Consider the following 19,058-nt stretch of genomic DNA (forward strand, 5'->3'; position numbering starts at 1 on the left):
ATACAATAGCATAATTTCTGGCTGGTGTGTATTCACAGTTGAATTTGTTGTTATTTATTCAAATGACCCCAAAAATAGCATCGACGATAGGAGGGTCTTTCTTGTTCGTTGACCGATTACATAGCGGGGAAGAGAAATTGAGTCACATTCCATTTACCGTTGCCATATCGTTTAAGGAGGTAAATGAAGGAGGAGATGGAATGATTATTTTGCGTGTCGTAACATTCATACCTAAAAACCCTGAAAACAGCGATCCCTCGACAGATTGGATTTACCTAACTGCAGTACCAATTGCACCGGGTTCTTATGTTCAATATTATTATCTTGGAGATGAAAGGGATTTTAATCCGTATACGGCAAACACCCAAGATTTTAGAACGGCCCAACATTTTGAGATCGATTTTTATTACCATACCTTTGCATCGTATAAAAACACTGGGATATCAAATCAAAAAACGATTGTATTTCCTACTTTAAAAGTGGATTACAGCCAGGCTCAGGTTTCCCCGAATTGCTTAAGCGTTAATTGGGTAGACTTCCAAAGAGATTATTGCCAAATCAGTATGAAATGTGATTGCGCCGACCCCTTTATTGATGTTGCCCCTGCTGTAAACTATGATTTTATTATTACAGTGCATTCAAATGGCTATGTTCAGGTTACTGGCACACATGATGGTTTTCCGGCTTTCGAGATTTATAAGAGTTTTGATAATGGTGCAACATGGGGGACTGTTTATAAATATGACCCCCGGCCGATAGAGGCTGGTTTGACGGAATTATTCCCTGGACACTCTATTACTGTCAACAAATGGGGCTGACTTCGTTGCAGGATTCTGTAACTTTTTGAGGGAAGTACTAATTCAGAACGGTATGTGATAGGGGAGAAAAAAATTGAGCAAAAGATCCATATCAGGAATTGTTGTTATTCTTGTTCCCTTAACCATCATACTTGCTGTGTTAGGCGGAATATATTACATGTTTCAACAGAACAGTCGTACGGCCAGCCTATATTTAGTACCTCAAGGGTATGTAGGAATGGTTTCCGTTCAGTTTGGGCAAGCGGGAACAGCACCCGTGCCGGAGGAAGGGGAGTATCTTGTTTTCCGGATCCCTGATTCAGGAGTGTTGAAAACGGCTACACCTGAACCCGAATATGGGAAAGCTGCAGACAAATATTACTATGTTGATCAAAAGGGTACTCGTACTGAGATTGAACCGACCGTCGGAATTCATGGCGGGTCAATTGGTGGAAAAGAAGGTGCCCCACCAACTTTAAGCTTTTTCGTCGGATCTCAAGCCGAGTGGGAGAAGTTTAAGCAACAACAAACGAATAAATAATACAAAAGCACCTTGCCGCGAAAGGCATGGTGCTTTTTTGAGCTGATGGTTGTTCAAATGGCTAATTTATACAACACCATCTCTTTTTGATAAGTGCTAACGGCGCAAACTTCCAATCAGTCTCACCGTACTGTTCCATTTGTGCGCATATCGTTGGTGATACCAGCCTCGAGTATTTGTCGACGCAGCCTTGAACTGATACATGGTAAACGAACAAGGCGGTTGCCTGCGACGACTTCTTCGTTGGTGAGGACCATAACATGCTGTACATCTGTGAACAACGGTTGTAAAATCCCCAATATAAACGGTTGAAAATTCCCCACTTCCAACGGACAATCTCTCCGAGGGGAGAGAAATCATGGTCAAGAATGGGGAATATTTTGTGATTTAAGAAATGAAGCAACGGGGGATGAGCATCACGTCAATCGCGAACGAGCTCGGTCGCGACCGTAAGACGATCAGAAGATGGATTCGGGAGGGAGTTCCGGGCGAGTACCGCCGTACTGTAGAGAAACCAGAAAAGTTGGCTCCCTTCAAGACTTACGTCAGACAACGGATGGAAGAAGGTTGCCTCAATGCGGTTGTTATCTTAGACGAGATTCGAGCAGTAGGGTACACCGGCGGAATCACGATCCTTCGAGACTATATGCGACCGCTTCGGCCGCAGGTGTTCTCAAAAGCAACGGTCAGATTTGAAACACCGCCAGGTCGGCAGGCTCAAGTGGATTGGGGCGAGTTCCGAGTTGAGTGGAACGGAAAGAAAAAGCGTCTCTACGCGTTTGTCATGGTTTTGGGCTTCTCCCGATCAATGTTTGTGGAATTCACAGAAGATCTTCGTGCTTTGTTTACGGTGATAATTTATCAGTTTGAGAAAAAAGAAAAAGAACATCATTGTGATGTTCTTTTATCGTACATTTTGTTTACCCTTTAACGATCCCTAGTGGTTCTCCGTCCCGGTCAGCGGCTACATTGACACCAAGAGGGCCGGGGTCGAGATCTGAAAACCCGTGTACTAATATGACGAACATCGTAATGAAGAAAAATCTTCTCATCCTGATTGCTCCTTGTGTAGGTTTTTGTGAAGGCTACTCCTTGTCTGGGGCAATGATCATGGGAGGGAAGTGGTCGTCGTAAGCTGCAACTGTTGAATGGGTGGTGAGCAAGGAGAAGCACGCCAGGGTCATAGCAATCAAGCTAATCAATTTTTTCATGTGATTTCACTCCATCCAATTGAAGTTTTTCGAAAAGCTCACACCTTTGCCTTTCCAAGACAAAGGCTTTATCGAATTGCCCAAGTCTCTGATAAGCATCGGTTGAGATCTTCATTGCCTGAATTTGATCTCGGATAAATCCAATTCTATCAAAAATCTCAAAGGATTTCGATGCGTAATAAATAGATTTGCTGTAATTCCCCGTCTCGTAGTAATATTGTCCGAAATATTTGTACAACTCGCCAGTGGACGGATGATTCTTTTCTACTTGATATTTATTCACAAGGTTGAGCGCATCGTTCAAGGAAAGCGCTGCACGATTAAAATCCCTTTTTTGAAGATGAGCATTTGCGATTTTAGTGTGGATCAAGATCATTCTAGGATAGTCGTTTTCTTCTTCAAAAATTGGCAGGCAACTAGTAAGCTCTTGGATCGCCTGATCTGGATTTTTCTCCAGCGTTAGGACGGAAGCAATTGTATGTTGAACAATGGCAGAAAAGATTTTTAGATTGTGACTGTTCAAAATGACTTTAGCATGTTCAAAGCAATCAATCGCTTTTGAATATTCCTTCATGTTTTTATATGCCAGCCCTTGCTCGTAATATACTTGGCCCAGACTCTTGAGGTCACCTACCCGTTCGAAGAAGTCGAAAGAACTTTGAAGGTGGGAAATGGAATCCTCATATCGTCCTTTGATCATTAAAGCTACCCCGAGGTTGTAACAGATCTTTGCGCTCAAAACATTGAATTCGAAACGATTTGAGTAATCGTATGCTTTTTGGTAATTGTAAAAGGCGTTCGTGTATTGGCGTAGGATCGTGTAAGCCTTGCCAATCTGATTCCGAACCTGCGCTAACAAGTAGGCATCGTGATGATTATTAACCTCCAATGTGTGAATGAGGGGCAGAAGTATCTCCAGTGATTCGTTGGGTTGTTTTTGCTGATATTTACTTTCCGCTAAATACACGGTCAGTATGTCATGTTGGTTAGTTGAAAGTTCCGGATGCTTCAATACGTTATTAATTACTTGCTCTGCTTCTTTCGACTTGGAGGTTTCGAGCAACACTTCTACAAGTTTGATTCTGCTTACCAGTTCCATATGTTGGTCTTCATTTTGCAAAAGCTCACGAATAGGGATTTTAAATGTATCTGCCAATTTGGCTAGAAGTTCAGCAGATGGTGTTGAACGATCCTGTTCAATTGTGCTAATCCAAGATATAGTTACTCCGACGAGATTACCAAGTTCGGTCTGTGATAAATTTCTTTCTTTACGTAGTCTGCGAATTCTTTGACCTAACGTTTCGTTCATCTGATCACATCCATTATTATTGGATTTCATTGAATAGTATATAAAATTAATCGTAAATCAGCAACGAAACACGAAAACTTCTGTAACTTGTTTTGGATTAATACTTTATATCAAGAATTGATGTAATCAACAAAACACTCCTATAATCAAGTCGCAATATAGCGGAAGGAGTGTTGAAAATGACTAGTCCGTCACTCGGACAAAGGATTCGTCAAATTCGCTTGAATAGAGGACTTACACAAATTGAGCTTGCTAAGGGTTTGATCACACCGAGCATGGTGTCGCAAATTGAATCCGACCGGGCTCGTCCATCTTATAAGGTTTTGGCAGGGATTGCTGCACGTTTGGATGTTCCGCTGGAACATCTTTTAAAGGGCGTGAATTTCGATCTGGAGTATGCGAGCAAATATAAGATGGCAATGAGCATGGTACTGGCGAAAGAATATGAAACTGCGATTCAGCTATTTGAGGAGCTGCTGGAAAGTGCGCCGCATCGGATTCCGAGGGAGAGTTTGCAATTGGAACTTGCGTTTTGTCATCTTGAGATGGGCCACGCAGAAGATGCTGAGGGCATTTTGAACCAGTTGTATCAGGTATTGAGCACAAAGCCGGAAGATCCGCTATTTGCCGTTGTGCTACTTCATCTGGGGAAGGTCGCTGAGTTGAAGGGGGAGTATCCGATTGCCCTTTTCCACACGAAGCGGGCATGCGATGAGTTGCAGAAAGCAGAAGAGATCGACACAGACTTTCAGACGAAAGTCTTGATGCAGCTGGCGAATCTTCATGAGAAGATAGGCAAAGTGGCCGAGGCAGCTGCCTATTTTGAAAATGCTTTGTCACTCAATCAGACTACCGATGAAGAACGTGGAAAGACCTGTCTTCGCTTGGCTGATGTATACGTTCGACAAGAGAAGTATGAACAAGCAGAGGAATATGCTGCGAAGGCGTATTTGCTTTTATCGGAACAAACCAACAAGGAACTGAAGCAGGATATGCAACACCGCTTGCTCATGATCAGACGGGGAAGCAGTGACTGGAAGACTATCGTTCGAGATCTGCTTGAGATTGCAGAGCAGGCGACGAGAGCTGTTCATAAAACAAAGGCTGGGCAAGTATATGCTGACATAGCTCTGGTCTACTTGGAGAACAACGAGTTCGATGAATCCTGGGCATATGCGGAGAAGGCACGTATCGCTCTAAGTGATACGGATCCTGCGATGGGGAAAGTACATCGTGTGCTTGCTTGCATTTATTTGCAACGTAAGGATGAGAAAAAAGGCAGGAAGCACCTCGACAACGCAGTCAAAATTTATAATTATCATGGCAAAGTTGCAGAGCTTGAAGAGGTTACGCTTTACATGTGCCGGTATCTGAACAACCAAGGGGAGCAAAAAGAAGCATTTGAGCGGCTGGAGCAGTTTCATCTTTACATGATGAAGCAATTGGAGCAGCGCGGAATCGTGTTGTAGAGAACCCCTGATTTTTGCACACATGGCATTTTCTTTACCCATACATGTCAAATGAAAAGGGCTGACCGTAAGGTCGCCCTTTTGATACTTCTTGGATTACGGGTTTTCGACTTTTACAATCGATTCTTGTTCCTGAATACTTCTGATCTGGACAAGTTCGGCCATTAGCTGATCATTGCTCTTCGTTTTTGCTTCTTTTTGCTTTTTAAGGCCCGAAAGCATCTTTTGTTTTGCTTTCACAGTTGCAAGGGCCTTATGATCAACCGGTTCAATGTTGTATCCTTTTTCTTGAATCTCCAAAGCCGTTTCCAACCCGGCAATCGCTTCATCAAGGTCCTTTTCCGGGTTCGGGTGCAGTTCTTTTTCCAACTTAGATAACTCAAGATTTTTACTCTTCAGGTCATAACCTTTTTGAGCACTGACTTGAGGGTCTTGGATGGTTTTGAGTTCTTGCTCAGCCGCTTCGACCTCTTTTTTCATTCTTTCGAGCTTTTCAGCTTTAGGTGTCATATCGGCGGAAGCGCTGTAACCTGCAATACCGGCAGCCATGAGAGCGGCTGCAACAGTGATCACTAATCCTTTTTTCATCTGCTTTACCCCTTCCTCTAATAATTAGTTGCTTGTTTAATTCGATATGTTACCAACCAACCGTCTGAGTAAGCGTAACCTGCGAGAGTTTGCTTCAGATAAGAATTTTTCTTGTTTGTCGTATGCTGCGCGACAAGAAGGTCTGAGCTTGAGAAGCCGTGTACGACTTGAGTGTGGTAGGTGAGACCGTCGCTACGGACGTATTGAACAATATCACCTGGCCACAGATCTGTATAGATTGTATTAAAGTTATTATAAGCTTCCGCATAGGTGTATACCTTGTACTGGTAAGCACGGTTAAATCCATTTCCATTAACATTGCCCCAGTGGTATCTAAATTCATGAGCACCTGTCCAAGACTTTGAGCGAAGAGGAATATCGGCGCCGTCATAATACCAACTTCTTATATCCCCAGATAATATCCCACCAGCTGAAAAAACTTTGTTTTCCGTAAGCCCCCCATGAAACAGGACTTGAGAGATAAAGTTCGTACAATCCCCGCCAGCATCTGTGTAGTCGAAGTAAGCCGAGTTAGGATACACAGCATAAGTCTCTGCATATTGTTTTGCAACTGTTCTGTTGTACCCAGAGTTGGCGTTTGGATCAGAGTTGGTGTAGTTACCGGCATATGCGGGAGACGTCAGTAAGGACGCCCCGATCAATGTTACGAACAGAGCTTTTTTCTTCAAAATTGAAACCCCTTCCATTTTATTATATGCCCGTTTGCAATGCTTGAATACCCCGTCAGTCTTTAGTCCGAGGCAACCAACTCCTTTCGTTTCAAACTAATCTCATTTACCTAGACAAAGAAAGGGAAATATATCCATATCCAGTTTTATATTAACACTTTTCTATTATTTGTGGAATATATATTTTGAAATTAATATAATTTGTCGCCTATCCTAAAATGTGATTCTATGAATAAGCTCAGAATCACACATCTCGACTGAAAAATATACTGATAGTACATGTAATTCTCATCTATAGAATTACTATAGGTGAACTATCATGCGATGGACAGGTGATTAAGGAGCTTAGGCTGGCACTTGGGTTGAAGCAGGAGGCGTTGCCGGATGGGATCTGCGTGCAGGGGCAGTTGAGCAAGATTGAGAAGGGGGAGTACATACCAACGTCCAGCACGCACTATGAATTGGCACGGCGATTGGGGGGAGCGTGGACTTGATATCTCGGCAGGTGCGAGATGCGTGGCACGTTTATGTGGAACAGACACTAGGGATGCTCCGGCATTTGGTGAAGGAACAGGAGTATGGACAGATGATGAACTGGTCGCCGCAGAACGGGAATGCCCCGTATTTCAGACTCTGGCCGGGGAACAGATCTTGATGTGGCAAGAAGGCATCGCCTGCTAGTATCTGGCCGGGGCGTTTGCAGAGTCGCTCGAAGTGCTGAAGCAGGCTTTAAAGCTTGAAGCGGCTTCGTACAATCAGTCGGAACATACCAAAACGTCATGGACAACCGTCCGTGACGTTTTTTTATTTAAAATAATAAAAATCCGAATAATACGGCATCGGACGCTATAACGTTATATCAAGTGATTCACGACCGAACGAAAGAGGGGGTAAACAGGTGGGGGAAACAGTTTATAAGCGGTCTCGTTATACCGTTCAGCATAAAACGGCCGATGGGAGCTTTATTTTATATAACTCGATGACCGGGGCGATTGCGGTGGTGGAGCCGGGGCAGCGGGAAGCGGTGCAGCAGACGCTGCGAACGGGTTTGCATGGACCGGCGGCGACCGAGCTGGAGGAAGGCCTGGTCGAAGGGGGATTTCTGGTCGGGGCGAGCGTTGATGAGCAGAAGGTAAACGATTTCAAACGTTTCAGTTCCAAATATCGGACCGATCACTACGGACTGATTCTCATGCCCACCGAAGAGTGCAACTTTCGCTGCGTCTATTGTTACGAAGATTTTCTGCGCGGCGAGATGACGCCTGAGGTGCAGCAGGCGGTGATCGAACATGTGCGCCTGAAAGCGCGGACGGTCGAGAGCCTGGACATCGCGTGGTTTGGCGGCGAACCGCTGGAGGGGTATCGAGCCCTGTGCAACATCTCGCAGGAGGTGGTGAAGATCTGCGCGGAAAACGGCGTGGAGCTGACCGCTTCGATGACGACCAACGGATACCTGCTGACCAAGGAGCGTATGGAGACGCTGAATCGATTTCACATCAACCGCTTTCAGATCACCATCGACGGGCCAAGGGATATGCATGACACGCGCCGGATTCTCAAAGGCGGCGGGCCTACGTACGACCGGGTGTTGGAAAATCTGAAAGCGGTGCGGACGACCGACCTTGATTTTCATATCCGCATCCGCTGCAATTTTGACAAGATGAGTTCTGAGCGGGCCTCCGAGCTGATCCATGAGCTGCATGCGATCTGTGAGGGCGATGCACGATTTGAGATGTATTTCTTCCCGATCGGCAAATGGGGCGGAGATAACGACGAGGACCTGTTTATCTACACCAATAAAAACGAGGCGTATGAGCGTTCGTATGAGTTGCAGGCGGAAGCGAACTGCTTTTTCCCGAACGGCACGTTCCACTCCGGGGCGCTTGAACCGATGGGCAGCGTCTGCTACGCGGCGATGCCGAACAGTGTTGTCATCGGCTCGGACGGCAGCTTGTACAAGTGCACGGTGGCGTTCGACGATCCGATCAATCAGATCGGCCGCTTGCAGGCGGACGGGACGCTGGCGATCGATGAACACAAGTTCGCACTGTGGGTAACTTCTGATTCCACCGATGATAAGCAATGCAAAAGCTGTTTCTTCCAGCCGGCCTGCCAAGGCGCATCCTGCCCGCTCAGCCGATTCCGGACGGGGAAGAGTCCTTGCCCGCCGACGAAAAAGAACATCACCAAGGTGCTGGAAGTGCTGATCGCGGTGGAAGAAAATCCAGTGACGGAAGCTTGAAAGGAGGTGATTCTGCATGAAATTCGTGAAAAAAGCAAACCAGGCTGTACGCAAGATTAACGCGGGCAACAACTGCAACTGCTAATCACACATAGCTGCCAAAAAGGACCGTTTCGACGGTCCTTTTTGGATGTTTACGAGTCTGTAAACTTGTTAGCGAATCGTATATAATGGAGCCAAATCGGCGAAAGGGCAGAAGGACAGGTGAGTGAGCATGGATTCGCGGTTTGCGATTTTCCGGCAACGCAGCTTTTTGTTTTATTGGCTCGGCTATGTGCTGTCACAGCTGGGCGATGTCATTTTTATGATCACGATGTCCTGGATGATCGTGGAAGTCACCGGCTCCGGGATCATCATGGGTACATTTTTGATGATGTTTGGCATTCCGCGGCTGGCTGTCATGCTGATCGGCGGCGTGATGGTCGACCGCTATGATCCGCGAAAAGTGATGATTTACTCCGATCTGCTGCGGGCGGCGGTGCTGGCGGTGATCTTGGCGTTTAGCATCGGGGGATGCCGGAGCTGTGGTTTTTTTATGTGATGGCTGTGATTTTTGGACTTGTTGATGCTTTTTACTGGCCGGCGGCTGGCGTCATTCGGCAGCGGATTGTGACGAAGGAGCATTACACCCAGTCGAACAGCGTGCTGATCGGCTCGATGCAGGTGGCGGGGATCATCGGCCCGCTGGCCGGGGCGATGATCTTTGCTATGGGCGGCTATCATCTGGGGCTGGTGCTCAATGCCTTGTCGTTTATCATCTCCGCCGGGACGCTGGCGTTTGTGAAACTGCAGCCGCAGGAGTCTGCTGCGGCATCGCCAGCCGGGAAGCAAAAGCGTTCCTTTAAAGCTGACTTTCTGGAAGGCATCCGGTATGTGGGGAAGACGCCGATCATTTTGACGATGATCATCGTGAGCTTTTTCGCCAATGCCGGGGCGAACGGGGTGTCGGTCGGGCTGCCTTTTTTGGCGGAGAAATTCGGCGTTGGCGCGGCCGGACTGGGGCAGATGTCGGCCGGCTGGGGGATTGGCGGGCTGATCGGGGCGGTGGTGATAACGCTGATCGCCATCAAGAACCCGACACCGCGCATGACCTTGATCGCTTTTTTCGTGCAGGGGGTCGCGATTTTTCTGACGATCTTTACGCTGAACCATTGGTATGCGGCCGCCTTGCTGGTGGTCTGCGGCTTGGCCTCTACGTCGATTCAGGTCTTTTCTTCCAGCGTCAACCAGACGATCATCCCGCCAGAGCTGATGGGGCGGGTCGGCAGCGTGATGGCGCTGATCTCGATGGGCTCGACACCGCCCTGCCAGGCGCTGGCCGGATGGGTGATCGATACGTTTGGCCTCGATGTGCTGTACTTCTCCGGCGGTCTGCTGGAACTGACGGCAGCCGGGCTGGCCTTTTTGGTGCCTGCGATCCGGCTGTACGGGCGCAAGAATGCGCGGCAAAACACATCGGGAAATGTTACGGTATGAGGGCTGCCCTCGTATCCGGTTAGCAAAAGACTCCCTCGACAGGGAGTCTTTTTATGGTAAAGGTAGGGTAAATATTCCAATAATCCTTGTATGTTATTTAGTCGTGTGATAGAATTCGGTTGTAGATTGTTAGTTACTTTTTTATTATGAACTGAAATAGATAATTGTTACGACTGTGTAAAATACGATCAGGAGTAACGAGACAAAATATTAACAATAAAAAACTTACTATTCGGATATTTTTTCGTGCATTTGTTTGCTTGAAAGGAGGTGAATACACATGGAAATCAAGGCTCTTGAAGTGACTGGTTTGGAAGTTATGGACCTGAATGATGCAATGGCTCTGCCGGAGACAGCTGCATCGTCCGGTTCCTCGTCCAGCTCCGGCTGCTCCACTTGCGGTTCCAGCTCCTGCTGCGGATCTTGCTAATGGTGGGAAGTTGGTGGTGTGAATCTTTGAAGGGAGGTGAATTGACATGGAAATCAAAGCTCTCGAAGTGACGGGTCTCGAAGTGATGGACCTGAATGATGCAATGGCTCTGCCGGAAACGGCTGCATCGTCCGGTTCCTCCTCCAGCTCCGGCTGCTCCACTTGCGGCTCCAGCTCCTGCTGCGGATCTTGCTAATGCGGGGAAGTAAGGAAGTGAATTTGAAAAGGGAGGTGAATCTAAATGGAAATCAAAGCACTCGAAGTGACTGGTCTGGAAGTGATGGACCTCAATGATGCGATGGCTCTGCCGGAGACAGCTGCATCGTCCGGTTCCTCCTCCAGCTCTGGCTGCTCCACTTGCGGTTCCAGCTCTTGCTGCGGATCCTGCTAATTTATGCATGCCTCATTCGATTGGTTGGCGCTGCTGTCACAGCGTCAACCAATCTTTCTACAGTCAAGCCGAGCGCTTTGTTTACTACTATCTCATTATAATACATATTTTTCGAAATCATTCTTGCTTTTTTAGGGGTTTGTCCCAGAAAGAATTACCAACAAGGAGGCATCGGAAATGAAGGACCTGACAACTGACACCCTGCAAGTCCCGTTGGGCGTCGATACCAAGCTCGCCCCGAGGTTCATGCTGCGTGTCGCAGGCATCTCGCTTCAGAGTTTGCTGGAGTGGCAAGCTCCAGAGACGATGGATCGCCTCTCTCAAATCACGGAGCATACCAATTGGCTGGATCATCACACGCAGCCGCTTGTCGACCAACTCGAGGCCGCCGTGCCGAAAATGACCGATGATGCGCTTCGCAACCAATTGATCAAATATAAGCGTGACATTTTCAATAACCGTTTTCCGAAAAAGCGTCCTCCTGAGTTTGCCGGACAGATCGCCGCTGATCTGATCGCCGAGATGCAAGCTTGGGAGGCTGTTTATCACTCGATCGTCGATCTGGAACAAGAAGCGCAGGCGCAGTATGAACGCGAACTGCGCCATAGCCGCATTCGGATGCAGGAGCTGGCGCAAGACCCGTATTTTCTGAACGGCGTGGTGCAGACCTCCCAAGAGCTGTACACGAAGATCCAGAAGTATATCGAAACGCCGGTCGACGAACACAGCGGCCGCCTGCGCAAAGTTGAATATGCGCTGAGCACGGTGCTGACCCGCACCGGAGCGAAGACGTCGCCGTTCAGCTCGTTTACGCTGGTCGGGCATGGCGAATGGGACGAAGCTGGCCAGGAGAGTCTGGCGTCTGTGCAGCAGTATCGGAGCAAACTGCGGATCAACCATACGTTTGTGCTGCGCCTGTTCGACGGGCTGTTGAAGCGGCCGGAGATTCGCCCGCTGCTCACCTATCGGGCCAATCGCTCGTCGATGGTTAGCAACGGGCAGTTCCGCATGATGCGCCGCACCGACAATCCCAAGCGTCGCCCCCGCGTGTTCCGCACCTCGGAGGCGCACGTTTCGCTTCATTATAATCCTTCGATTCAAACCGTCTTGGAAAAAGTGCAGGGAGCGCATGGCGCGATGCTCTCGTTTGAAGCGCTGCTGGGCGAGTTGGCAGGAGTTGGCCAGCGCGAGGAGATCGAAAAGTTTCTCGGGCAGCTGATCGACTTGCAGATCTTGGAGCCAACCGCAGAGCTTGTGGATCAGACGACCGACATTTTGACCGACGTGCAAGGCTGGCTGGCAAAGTGGCCGGTGGTGATCGCCGGGCGGGTGGCCGACAAGCTGCATGCGGTGCAGGAGATGATCGCTGCGTTTGAAACGGCGGCGGTGGAGGAGCGCAGAGAGCTCTTGAACCGCTTGACCCTGCAGTTTGAAGAGCTGTACGCGGAGGTGGGCGTGGAAGCGGACGGGTCGAGATTTGCCATGCTGCTCTATGAAGACGCGATGCTGCCGGAACCGACGCGCCTGCCTGCTGACGAGTGGCAGGGGATGATGCAAGACCTTGCGCGCTTGCAGGAACTGTCGCCTTTGTTTGACGTGAAGTACCGCCTGCAGTCCCGTTTGGCGCAGATGTTCCGGCAAACGTACGGGGAGGACGGCGTCTGCACGCGTGCTTCTGAGCTGATTCAGCCATTGGTGGCGGTCAATCAGGAATTTTTCCGGGCGATGGTGCCGGAGGAGCTGCATGCCGATCTGGGCATCGCCAATGAGGTGGAGAACATCCGCGTCCTCAATGAGCTGAAAGTTGAGTTTGGCCGGATGATCTCGGAGCGGCTGTTGAGCGGGGAAGAAGTGGTGCTGAGCGCGGAAGACATTGACGCGTTCACGTCGCAGATTCCGCAGAGCATCCGCAATCGCCCGATGGCACACGACTTTTTTGTACAGTGGCAAAAGCGGGCTGATGGGCAGAGTCTGCTGGTGCTCAACCAGGCGTATCATGGCTTCCTGACCTTTTTCACCCGCTTCCTTGATTATGCGGAAGGGGATGAAGTGCAGGAGTTGCGCGCGTATGTGGAGTCGCTGTTTGCCGACACGGGGGCATTTGCTGAGGTGTCCGGGGTGTACGGGTTTAATGCCAACCTGCGCGAACCGCTGGCCTCCCGCGAATTGGTGTTCCCGGATCTGCCGCAGACCTGGCCGGAGGAACAGGCGCCGCAGACGATGCGTTTTCATGACCTGTCCTGGGTGTATGACAAAGCGACCGACCGCGTCGTGCTTCATCATCCGGAAGCCGGCATCGTGCAGACGGCGTTCCTCGGGACGCTGATCCCGCTGATGCTGCCGAGTCTGGTGAGGATGGTGACCAATCTGTTTACCAACTCGCTGCTGCCGCTCAATTTCCACTCGTTCCATGAGCATACCTTGAGCGAGGAACAGCGTTTGCAGGAGGTGCGCGTCTATCCGCGGGTGCGGATGGGACAGGTCGTGGTCTCCCGTCAAAAGTGGATGGTGCCGCGCAGCCAATTGATCGAACGCGAGAAGAAGGAAAGCGAATATGAATTCTTCTCCCGCGTGCACAAATGGCGCACGAAGCTGGGGCTGCCCAGCCGTGTGTTTATCCGCTTCATGCCGATGACCGATGCGGAGAATCCGTTCGCGCAGATGTTTGAGAGCAAGGAAGCGGAGCAGGCCAATGTCGATTTTACCAGCTTTAAGCCGCAGTATATCGATTTTGAAAGCCCGCTGTTGGTGCGCCTGTTTGGGAAGATCATCGGCGATACGAGATTTGGCATGAAAATTGAAGAGATGCTGCCCGACGCGGACGGGATGTTTTTCAAGGAGCAGGGTCGTTCGCATGTGACCGAATTGACGGTGGAGCTGGGCAAGCCGGGCGGAAGGGGTTGAGGAAGGTGTGGCAGTCGATTCACGTGTTTTACTATGAAGACCAAAAGGAAGCTTTGATTCTGGACGCCATTCGTCCGGTGCTGCGGGAGTTGCGCGAGACATTTGGCGTGGAACGCCTGCATGTGCGCCGGCATTGGAAGTTGGGGCCGCATGTGGAGCTGCAGATGGAGGCAGAGGAGGATCTTTTGGCCGGCTCGATTCTGCCTTTCGTGCAGGAGCGGCTGGCTCCGTATCTGGAACAGCACCCTTCACAGCGTATGCTGGATGCAGCGCAGTATCTGCAGCAGAGCCAGACGCTGGGCGCCTGGGAGCTGGAGCCGGGGCCGTATGAGCCGCTGCAGCCGGACAACTCGGTCGCGGCGATGCCGTTTGTGCGCCGCTCGGAAGTGGTGAACGGCGTCAACGTGATGACGGCGATCGAAAACTTCTGGGTGCGGGCGCTGGATGCGGTGCTCGACATTATGGAAGATTCACGCGGCAACACGCTCAAACGCTACCAGTGGATGATCCGCATGATGGCGGCGGTGGCGGAGCAGTTTCCGAACCATGGCATCTTGCGCGGACATCTGTCGTACCGGTCGCATGTGGAAGGCTTTCTGGTGCAGATGGACAAAAACGGACAGCTGCTGACCGCTTTCCAACAGCAGGAAGAGCAGCTTGGCGGTGTGATCGAAGCGACATTGCGCGAGGCGTTGGACGGGATGGACGAGCAGGGCGTGTATGTCGGGGAGCAAGGGCCGCTGCGCGTGTGGTCGGAGGCGTTGCGTGACCTGTTTCAGGAGTGTTATGCGCTGGCAAAAGACGGGGAGCTGACTTCGAATACGGACCACTATCAGGATCTCGCCGAACGCATCGGGCAGGAAGCGGTCGACCGCTGGAAGATGGATGACCCGGAGTCGGGGATGAGCGAGTTTCATAAGACGCTGTTTAAAAAGCAAGGCAATGAACAATTTTTTGGCTCGCCGGAGTTTGCGACGTATCGCATGCTGATCAATGTGTTTTATACCTATCTGCCTTTGTTTGGCATCAACCCGAACTATAAGCATCTGCTGTGCTATCTGCTGTGCAACGCGGTGGAGCGTGTGAAAGGGGTCACGTGGCAGGAGATCGTCAGCGAGTTTGGGCAATCGGGCGGGGAAGGGGTGCTGGCACATCATGAAGCCAAAATCTAAACCGCACGTGCATTATGCAGCGACGGAGGACGGGGTGTATTTTCGCACCTGGACAAATGAGTTTGTGATCAAAGGCCCGACAATCTACCAGTGGGTCGAGCAGGTGCTGCCTTACTTGACCGGGGAGCGCACGCTGGACGAGCTGGTCGCGCCGCTGCCGGAAGCGCAGGCGAATTTTGTGCGCACGCTGGTCGGAGAGCTGGTGCGGCGCGGAGTTGTGGTGGATGCCTCGGCGGACAGCGAGGTGCCGGTCAGCGAGTTGGAGATGAAGTTGTACCGGCAGTCGATTCTTTATTTGGAAGACGGGGCTGTGAACGGTCGGGAGCTGTTTCAAAAGTTCCGCTCAGCGCGAGTGCTGCTGTCCGGGGCGGGCTTGAGCTATCGGGCGCTTGTGCGTTCGATGATCAAGATGGGACTGCAGGCTCCGGTGCTTGTCGAGACGGACGATGCAGAGCTGGTGCGTTTTGTTGAGCAGTGGAAAGCGAAGGATGAGACCCTGCATGTGACCTGGCTGGAAGCGGGTCGCGCGTGTGAATGGCTGCGCGGGCAGGCAGGACGTCCTGATTTTGTGGTGCATGTGAGCGATTGTTATGACGACGCGTTTGTTGGACAGCTGACTTCTGTGTGCGCGGAGCTGAACGTTCCGGCACTGGTCGGCACGCGGTTGTTTGGCTTCGGGGTGGTCGGGCCTTTGTTGGATGCGTCGGCCGCCACGGGCTGGAACTGTCTGCTCGATCGCTTCGTGCCGCCGGGCGAGCAGCTGGAAGAGGCCGAATCGCCCGTGTTCCGCCTGATGATCGGGAACGTCGCCGCGCTGGAAAGTTTTAAAGTGGTGACCGGCTTGGAGAGCTTGAACGTGCGCGATGAGGTTGCGCTGCTCGACCCGCGTCTCTTGGAGGCGAAGCATCACAGGCTGTGGCCGTCGCCGCTGCAAGGCAAGGGGCAAGGGGCGGAGGAACGCTTCTGGCAGCTGGAGGAAGCTGCGCCGCTGCGCGAGTTTTTGGGAGAGCTGGAAAGTCTCAAGGATGAGCGGCTGGGCGTGCTGAACATGCTGCATCCGGGGGATCTCTGGCAGATTCCGTTTGCGCACGCGCAGGCGATCGTACGCCTCCCTGGCTTTGCTGACGGGCGTCCGCTGGCGGTGATCGCAGGCGGGGAGCAGATCGACGAGGCGATGGAGATGGCGGTGCGCGAAGCTTTGACCGCTTATGCTCGCTTGGTGCAGGAGCAGATGCCTATGCAGCTTCCGAGTGAGATCGACGCCGCGTGGAGCCACGGGCGCGATGTGCATGAGTGGCAGGGGCGCGGCATTTTGCAGGCGTTGTCCGGGCGGGCGCGCCGGGTGGGCGAAGAGTTGAAGGAATTCACCTCTGCCGATTTGGGTGCGAGTTTGGAGCAGACGTATTGGAAGATGCTGACGCTGCGCTACGGGCTGCAGGTGCGCTTGTTCGCTGTCGAACTGGGTGTGGAGGCTGCACATCTTGTACGCGTGTGGTGTGACGGACAATGGATCGGGTCGGGCATCGGGCGCACGCGCCGCGAAGCTTTGAAGACTGCGCTTTTGCAAGCTTTGAGCGGCTGCCAGCTGCAGGAGAACCACCCTGAACAGATGACAGCAGCGACCATCGAGGCGGCACTTCTGCCGGACGTGATTGAAGAGCTTGCCGAGGTGCCTGCTGAGGCGGTTCCGGAGTGGAAGGCTTGGAATGCGGTCGTGCAGGAGCAGTTGCGCCAGCAGGGACTGCGCGTCGTGGCATTGCCTTGGCTGGCCGATGATGCGCCGTTGCAAATGGGCGTGCTGGTCGGGCAAATCGGGCTGGAGGAGGTGAGCGGTTGATGAACAAACGCCAGATATGGATCGTAGGCGAAGGCGTGCTGGCCGACTGGGTCTGTGAACGGCTCGAACTCAATTTTGAACTGACGCGGATGGAGCATTCGCAATCGCTCGCCTTTTCCGAAGGGCACGGGCCTGATGTGGTGCTGAGCCTGCTCGATCGCCGCGATACAGACGAGGAAGTGCGCATCCAGCGTTTGACGCGTGCGCATGGTGTGCCCTATCTGCGGGCGAGTCTCTATGTAGATCGGAGCTTTCTCGGCCCGTGGTCGTTCGCCGGACAGGAAGGATGTCTGCAATGCGCGGAGATTCGCATGCGCAATGTGCATCCAAACAAGCCGATCTGGAGCGCGGTGACGACAGCGCAGAGCAGTGAGTCGTACCGCACGGCACCGAAGCTGTGGACCGTTCCGTTCCTGGATCTGTTCGCAGAATTGGTCGCGGAGGAGCTGAACGCATTTGCAGCAGAGCGTGACCTGCGTTACGTGCAGGGGATGTACGCGGGCTACGACGGCTCGTTAAAGGGGCAACTGCACCGCTTTTTGCCGCATCCGCAGTGCCCGGAATGCTCGACGGTGCCGGATGATCTGCCGGAGCTGGCCGAGCTGAAGTTCCAGCCGCGGCTCAAGCCGCACCCGCGCGCCTACCGCCTGCCGAATCCCAAGCTGACGCGGGAGAACTTGCGCAAGGAGTTTTATGACTGGCGGATGGGGCTCGTGCATCATCTGTATCGGGAGACGTACTCGAAGTTCATTCCGATCACCGGGGCAGAATTGCCTTTGGAAACGGAAAACCACACGGAGATCGGCTTTGGCCGCACCGTCACCTTTAACGATTCGGAGTTCACTTCGATTCTGGAAGCGTTGGAACGTTATGCGGGGATGATCCCGCGCGGTCGGCGCACCATGCATATTGGCTCGTACAGTGAGTTCCGCGATCAGGCGGTGCATCCGCCACAGCTTGGCATCCACGACCCGGAGCAGCAAAAGGAGCCGGGCTACCGGTATCACCCGTATGATGATGAGTTGAAGGTCGGCTGGGTCTGGGCCTACTCGTGGCGGGAGCAAAAGCCGGTGCTGGTCCCCGAGCAGATGGTCTACTACCGTCTGAGCCAGACCACGCCCGAGCAGCCGCCGGTCAATCGGTTTGTCTATGAGACGTCGAACGGCTGCGCGATGGGCGGGTCGCTCGAAGAGGCGATCTATTACGGGCTGATGGAAGTGATCGAACGCGATTCGTTCCTTGTCGCCTGGTACAACCGTCTGCAGCTGACCGAGCTTGATCTGGAAGGCGTAAAGGATCAAAATATCCTGCTCGTCAAAGACCGTGTGGAAGCGATGGGCTATCGCTTGCATCTGTTCGACATGACGATGGAGAGCGGCATCCCGAGCATCTGGGCGACGCTGATCAATCCGGCCGACGATGCGGCGGTGAAAACCTACACAGCGGCCGGCGCGCATGCCGATCCGGAAAAAGCGATCATGGGCGCACTGGTCGAAGTCGTGACGTCGATGCCGATCTATGAGATCTCGATGGCTCCCAAACGCCAGCAGGCGGAGGAGATGGTGAGCGACCCGACGCTGGTGCAGACGATGGAAGATCATGTGCTGCTCTACTCCCATCCGGATACACTGCCGCGCTATGACTTCTTGTTTGCGGCAGACCGCCCGGTAAAAAGCGTGCGCGAAGTGTATGCGAAATGGTATGAGGAGACGCCGCCCGAGGACTTTTCGGCTGAATTGACCGGGCTGATGAACCAACTGCTGGAGCATCATCAGGACATTTTGGTGATCGACGAAACGCCGCCGGAGCTGGAATCGCTTGGTATCAAGGCGGTCAAAGTGATCGTGCAGGGGATGCTGACGATGTCGTTTGGCCATCAGTTCCGCCGCATCGTCATGGAGCGCGTGCAGCAGGCTCCCGTCACGATGGGCTACCGCAAGGAGCCGATCGCGCCGGAGGAGATCAACCTGCATCCGCATCCGTTTCCGTAAGGCGGGATGAC

General features: G+C 51.9%; 19 protein-coding genes. 15 read left to right on the forward strand and 4 right to left on the reverse strand.

The genetic code is table 11. The features are described from left to right. The first annotated feature begins 101 nt into the window (after positions 1–101). The 3 genes from CBW65_RS18135 (at position 102) to CBW65_RS24600 (ending at position 2,269) form a co-directional block, all read left to right on the forward strand. Positions 102–818 carry a DUF3238 domain-containing protein gene (locus CBW65_RS18135; protein WP_157722042.1) on the forward strand — a complete coding sequence of 239 codons (717 nt, stop codon included), beginning with the start codon at positions 102–104 and terminating at the stop codon, positions 816–818. Positions 819–891: 73 nt separating this feature from the next. Then, entirely contained in the window at positions 892–1,338 is a 447-nt protein-coding gene (locus tag CBW65_RS18140) for a DUF6843 domain-containing protein (RefSeq protein WP_157722043.1), read from the forward strand. A 409-nt stretch (positions 1,339–1,747) separates the two neighbouring features. Next, positions 1,748–2,269 carry a transposase gene (locus tag CBW65_RS24600; protein ID WP_198299648.1) on the forward strand — a complete coding sequence of 174 codons (522 nt, stop codon included), beginning with the start codon at positions 1,748–1,750 and terminating at the stop codon, positions 2,267–2,269. Between the two features lie 154 nt (positions 2,270–2,423). Here CBW65_RS24600 and CBW65_RS25165 read toward each other — a convergent pair whose 3' ends face one another. Together CBW65_RS25165 and CBW65_RS18150 are read right to left on the reverse strand one after the other, a co-directional pair. Continuing rightward, positions 2,424–2,549 carry a hypothetical protein gene (locus tag CBW65_RS25165; protein WP_269767962.1) on the reverse strand — a complete coding sequence of 42 codons (126 nt, stop codon included), beginning with the start codon at positions 2,547–2,549 and terminating at the stop codon, positions 2,424–2,426. Continuing rightward, the gene (locus CBW65_RS18150; protein ID WP_198299649.1) at positions 2,533–3,858 is read right to left on the reverse strand and encodes a tetratricopeptide repeat protein; all 1,326 of its coding nucleotides are present in this window, start codon (positions 3,856–3,858) and stop codon (positions 2,533–2,535) included. The genes CBW65_RS25165 and CBW65_RS18150 overlap by 17 nt, the downstream gene beginning before the upstream one ends. Positions 3,859–4,037: 179 nt before the next feature. Here CBW65_RS18150 and CBW65_RS18155 point away from each other — a divergent pair, with 179 nt between their 5' ends. Continuing rightward, a complete protein-coding gene (locus CBW65_RS18155; protein ID WP_087458036.1) occupies positions 4,038–5,327 on the forward strand; it encodes a helix-turn-helix domain-containing protein in 1,290 nt (429 codons plus the stop codon). Between the two features lie 96 nt (positions 5,328–5,423). Here the strand turns inward: CBW65_RS18155 and CBW65_RS18160 are convergent, their stop codons facing one another. Further along, on the reverse strand, positions 5,424–5,915 hold the full coding sequence (locus CBW65_RS18160) for a hypothetical protein (protein WP_087458037.1): 492 nt from the start codon (positions 5,913–5,915) through the stop codon (positions 5,424–5,426). A gap of 17 nt (positions 5,916–5,932) precedes the next feature. Beyond that, positions 5,933–6,604: an amidase domain-containing protein gene (locus CBW65_RS18165; protein ID WP_157722044.1), complete on the reverse strand. Its 672-nt coding sequence runs from the start codon at positions 6,602–6,604 to the stop codon at positions 5,933–5,935. Between the two features lie 332 nt (positions 6,605–6,936). Here CBW65_RS18165 and CBW65_RS25395 point away from each other — a divergent pair, with 332 nt between their 5' ends. From CBW65_RS25395 to CBW65_RS18220, 11 genes are all read left to right on the forward strand, one after another. After that, complete coding sequence (locus tag CBW65_RS25395) at positions 6,937–7,098, forward strand: helix-turn-helix transcriptional regulator (protein WP_157722045.1); 162 nt, start codon at positions 6,937–6,939, stop codon at positions 7,096–7,098. Positions 7,099–7,502: 404 nt separating this feature from the next. After that, the gene (locus CBW65_RS18175; RefSeq protein ID WP_157722046.1) at positions 7,503–8,846 is read left to right on the forward strand and encodes a radical SAM/SPASM domain-containing protein; all 1,344 of its coding nucleotides are present in this window, start codon (positions 7,503–7,505) and stop codon (positions 8,844–8,846) included. 214 nt (positions 8,847–9,060) lie between these two features. Further along, positions 9,061–9,387: an MFS transporter gene (locus tag CBW65_RS25170; protein ID WP_269768023.1), complete on the forward strand. Its 327-nt coding sequence runs from the start codon at positions 9,061–9,063 to the stop codon at positions 9,385–9,387. After that, positions 9,387–10,322, forward strand: coding sequence for an MFS transporter (locus CBW65_RS18185; protein ID WP_157722047.1), 936 nt, complete (start codon positions 9,387–9,389; stop codon positions 10,320–10,322). The genes CBW65_RS25170 and CBW65_RS18185 overlap by 1 nt, the downstream gene beginning before the upstream one ends. Positions 10,323–10,602: 280 nt before the next feature. Continuing rightward, on the forward strand, positions 10,603–10,752 hold the full coding sequence (locus CBW65_RS18190; protein WP_087458043.1) for a thiazolylpeptide-type bacteriocin: 150 nt from the start codon (positions 10,603–10,605) through the stop codon (positions 10,750–10,752). Between the two features lie 46 nt (positions 10,753–10,798). Next, complete coding sequence (locus tag CBW65_RS18195; protein ID WP_087458043.1) at positions 10,799–10,948, forward strand: thiazolylpeptide-type bacteriocin; 150 nt, start codon at positions 10,799–10,801, stop codon at positions 10,946–10,948. Positions 10,949–10,993: 45 nt separating this feature from the next. Then, complete coding sequence (locus CBW65_RS18200) at positions 10,994–11,143, forward strand: thiazolylpeptide-type bacteriocin (protein ID WP_087458043.1); 150 nt, start codon at positions 10,994–10,996, stop codon at positions 11,141–11,143. A gap of 177 nt (positions 11,144–11,320) precedes the next feature. Then, positions 11,321–14,047, forward strand: coding sequence for a lantibiotic dehydratase (locus CBW65_RS18205; RefSeq protein ID WP_087458044.1), 2,727 nt, complete (start codon positions 11,321–11,323; stop codon positions 14,045–14,047). A 5-nt stretch (positions 14,048–14,052) separates the two neighbouring features. Beyond that, a complete protein-coding gene (locus CBW65_RS18210; protein WP_157722048.1) occupies positions 14,053–15,219 on the forward strand; it encodes a lantibiotic dehydratase C-terminal domain-containing protein in 1,167 nt (388 codons plus the stop codon). Beyond that, complete coding sequence (locus tag CBW65_RS18215; protein WP_087458046.1) at positions 15,203–17,056, forward strand: hypothetical protein; 1,854 nt, start codon at positions 15,203–15,205, stop codon at positions 17,054–17,056. The genes CBW65_RS18210 and CBW65_RS18215 overlap by 17 nt, the downstream gene beginning before the upstream one ends. Then, positions 17,056–19,047: a TOMM precursor leader peptide-binding protein gene (locus CBW65_RS18220; protein ID WP_087458047.1), complete on the forward strand. Its 1,992-nt coding sequence runs from the start codon at positions 17,056–17,058 to the stop codon at positions 19,045–19,047. Before CBW65_RS18215 ends, CBW65_RS18220 begins: the two co-directional genes overlap by 1 nt. Positions 19,048–19,058: the final 11 nt, after the last annotated feature.

The organism is Tumebacillus avium (assembly GCF_002162355.1).
Classification (GTDB): domain Bacteria; phylum Bacillota; class Bacilli; order Tumebacillales; family Tumebacillaceae; genus Tumebacillus_A; species Tumebacillus_A avium.

Bases quoted from the DNA above. Each gene is read 5' to 3' on its own strand.
- CBW65_RS18205 (WP_087458044.1), top strand. From the start codon at position 11,321: ATGAAGGACCTGACAACTGACACCCTGCAAGTCCCGTTGGGCGTCGAT.
- CBW65_RS18195 (WP_087458043.1), top strand. From the start codon at position 10,799: ATGGAAATCAAAGCTCTCGAAGTGACGGGTCTCGAAGTGATGGACCTG.
- CBW65_RS24600 (WP_198299648.1), top strand. From the start codon at position 1,748: ATGAGCATCACGTCAATCGCGAACGAGCTCGGTCGCGACCGTAAGACG.
- CBW65_RS18190 (WP_087458043.1), top strand. From the start codon at position 10,603: ATGGAAATCAAGGCTCTTGAAGTGACTGGTTTGGAAGTTATGGACCTG.
- CBW65_RS25170 (WP_269768023.1), top strand. From the start codon at position 9,061: ATGGATTCGCGGTTTGCGATTTTCCGGCAACGCAGCTTTTTGTTTTAT.
- CBW65_RS18160 (WP_087458037.1), bottom strand. From the start codon at position 5,915: ATGAAAAAAGGATTAGTGATCACTGTTGCAGCCGCTCTCATGGCTGCC.
- CBW65_RS18155 (WP_087458036.1), top strand. From the start codon at position 4,038: ATGACTAGTCCGTCACTCGGACAAAGGATTCGTCAAATTCGCTTGAAT.
- CBW65_RS18150 (WP_198299649.1), bottom strand. From the start codon at position 3,858: ATGAACGAAACGTTAGGTCAAAGAATTCGCAGACTACGTAAAGAAAGA.
- CBW65_RS18200 (WP_087458043.1), top strand. From the start codon at position 10,994: ATGGAAATCAAAGCACTCGAAGTGACTGGTCTGGAAGTGATGGACCTC.
- CBW65_RS25165 (WP_269767962.1), bottom strand. From the start codon at position 2,549: ATGAAAAAATTGATTAGCTTGATTGCTATGACCCTGGCGTGCTTCTCC.
- CBW65_RS18185 (WP_157722047.1), top strand. From the start codon at position 9,387: ATGGCTGTGATTTTTGGACTTGTTGATGCTTTTTACTGGCCGGCGGCT.
- CBW65_RS18220 (WP_087458047.1), top strand. From the start codon at position 17,056: ATGAACAAACGCCAGATATGGATCGTAGGCGAAGGCGTGCTGGCCGAC.
- CBW65_RS18215 (WP_087458046.1), top strand. From the start codon at position 15,203: ATGAAGCCAAAATCTAAACCGCACGTGCATTATGCAGCGACGGAGGAC.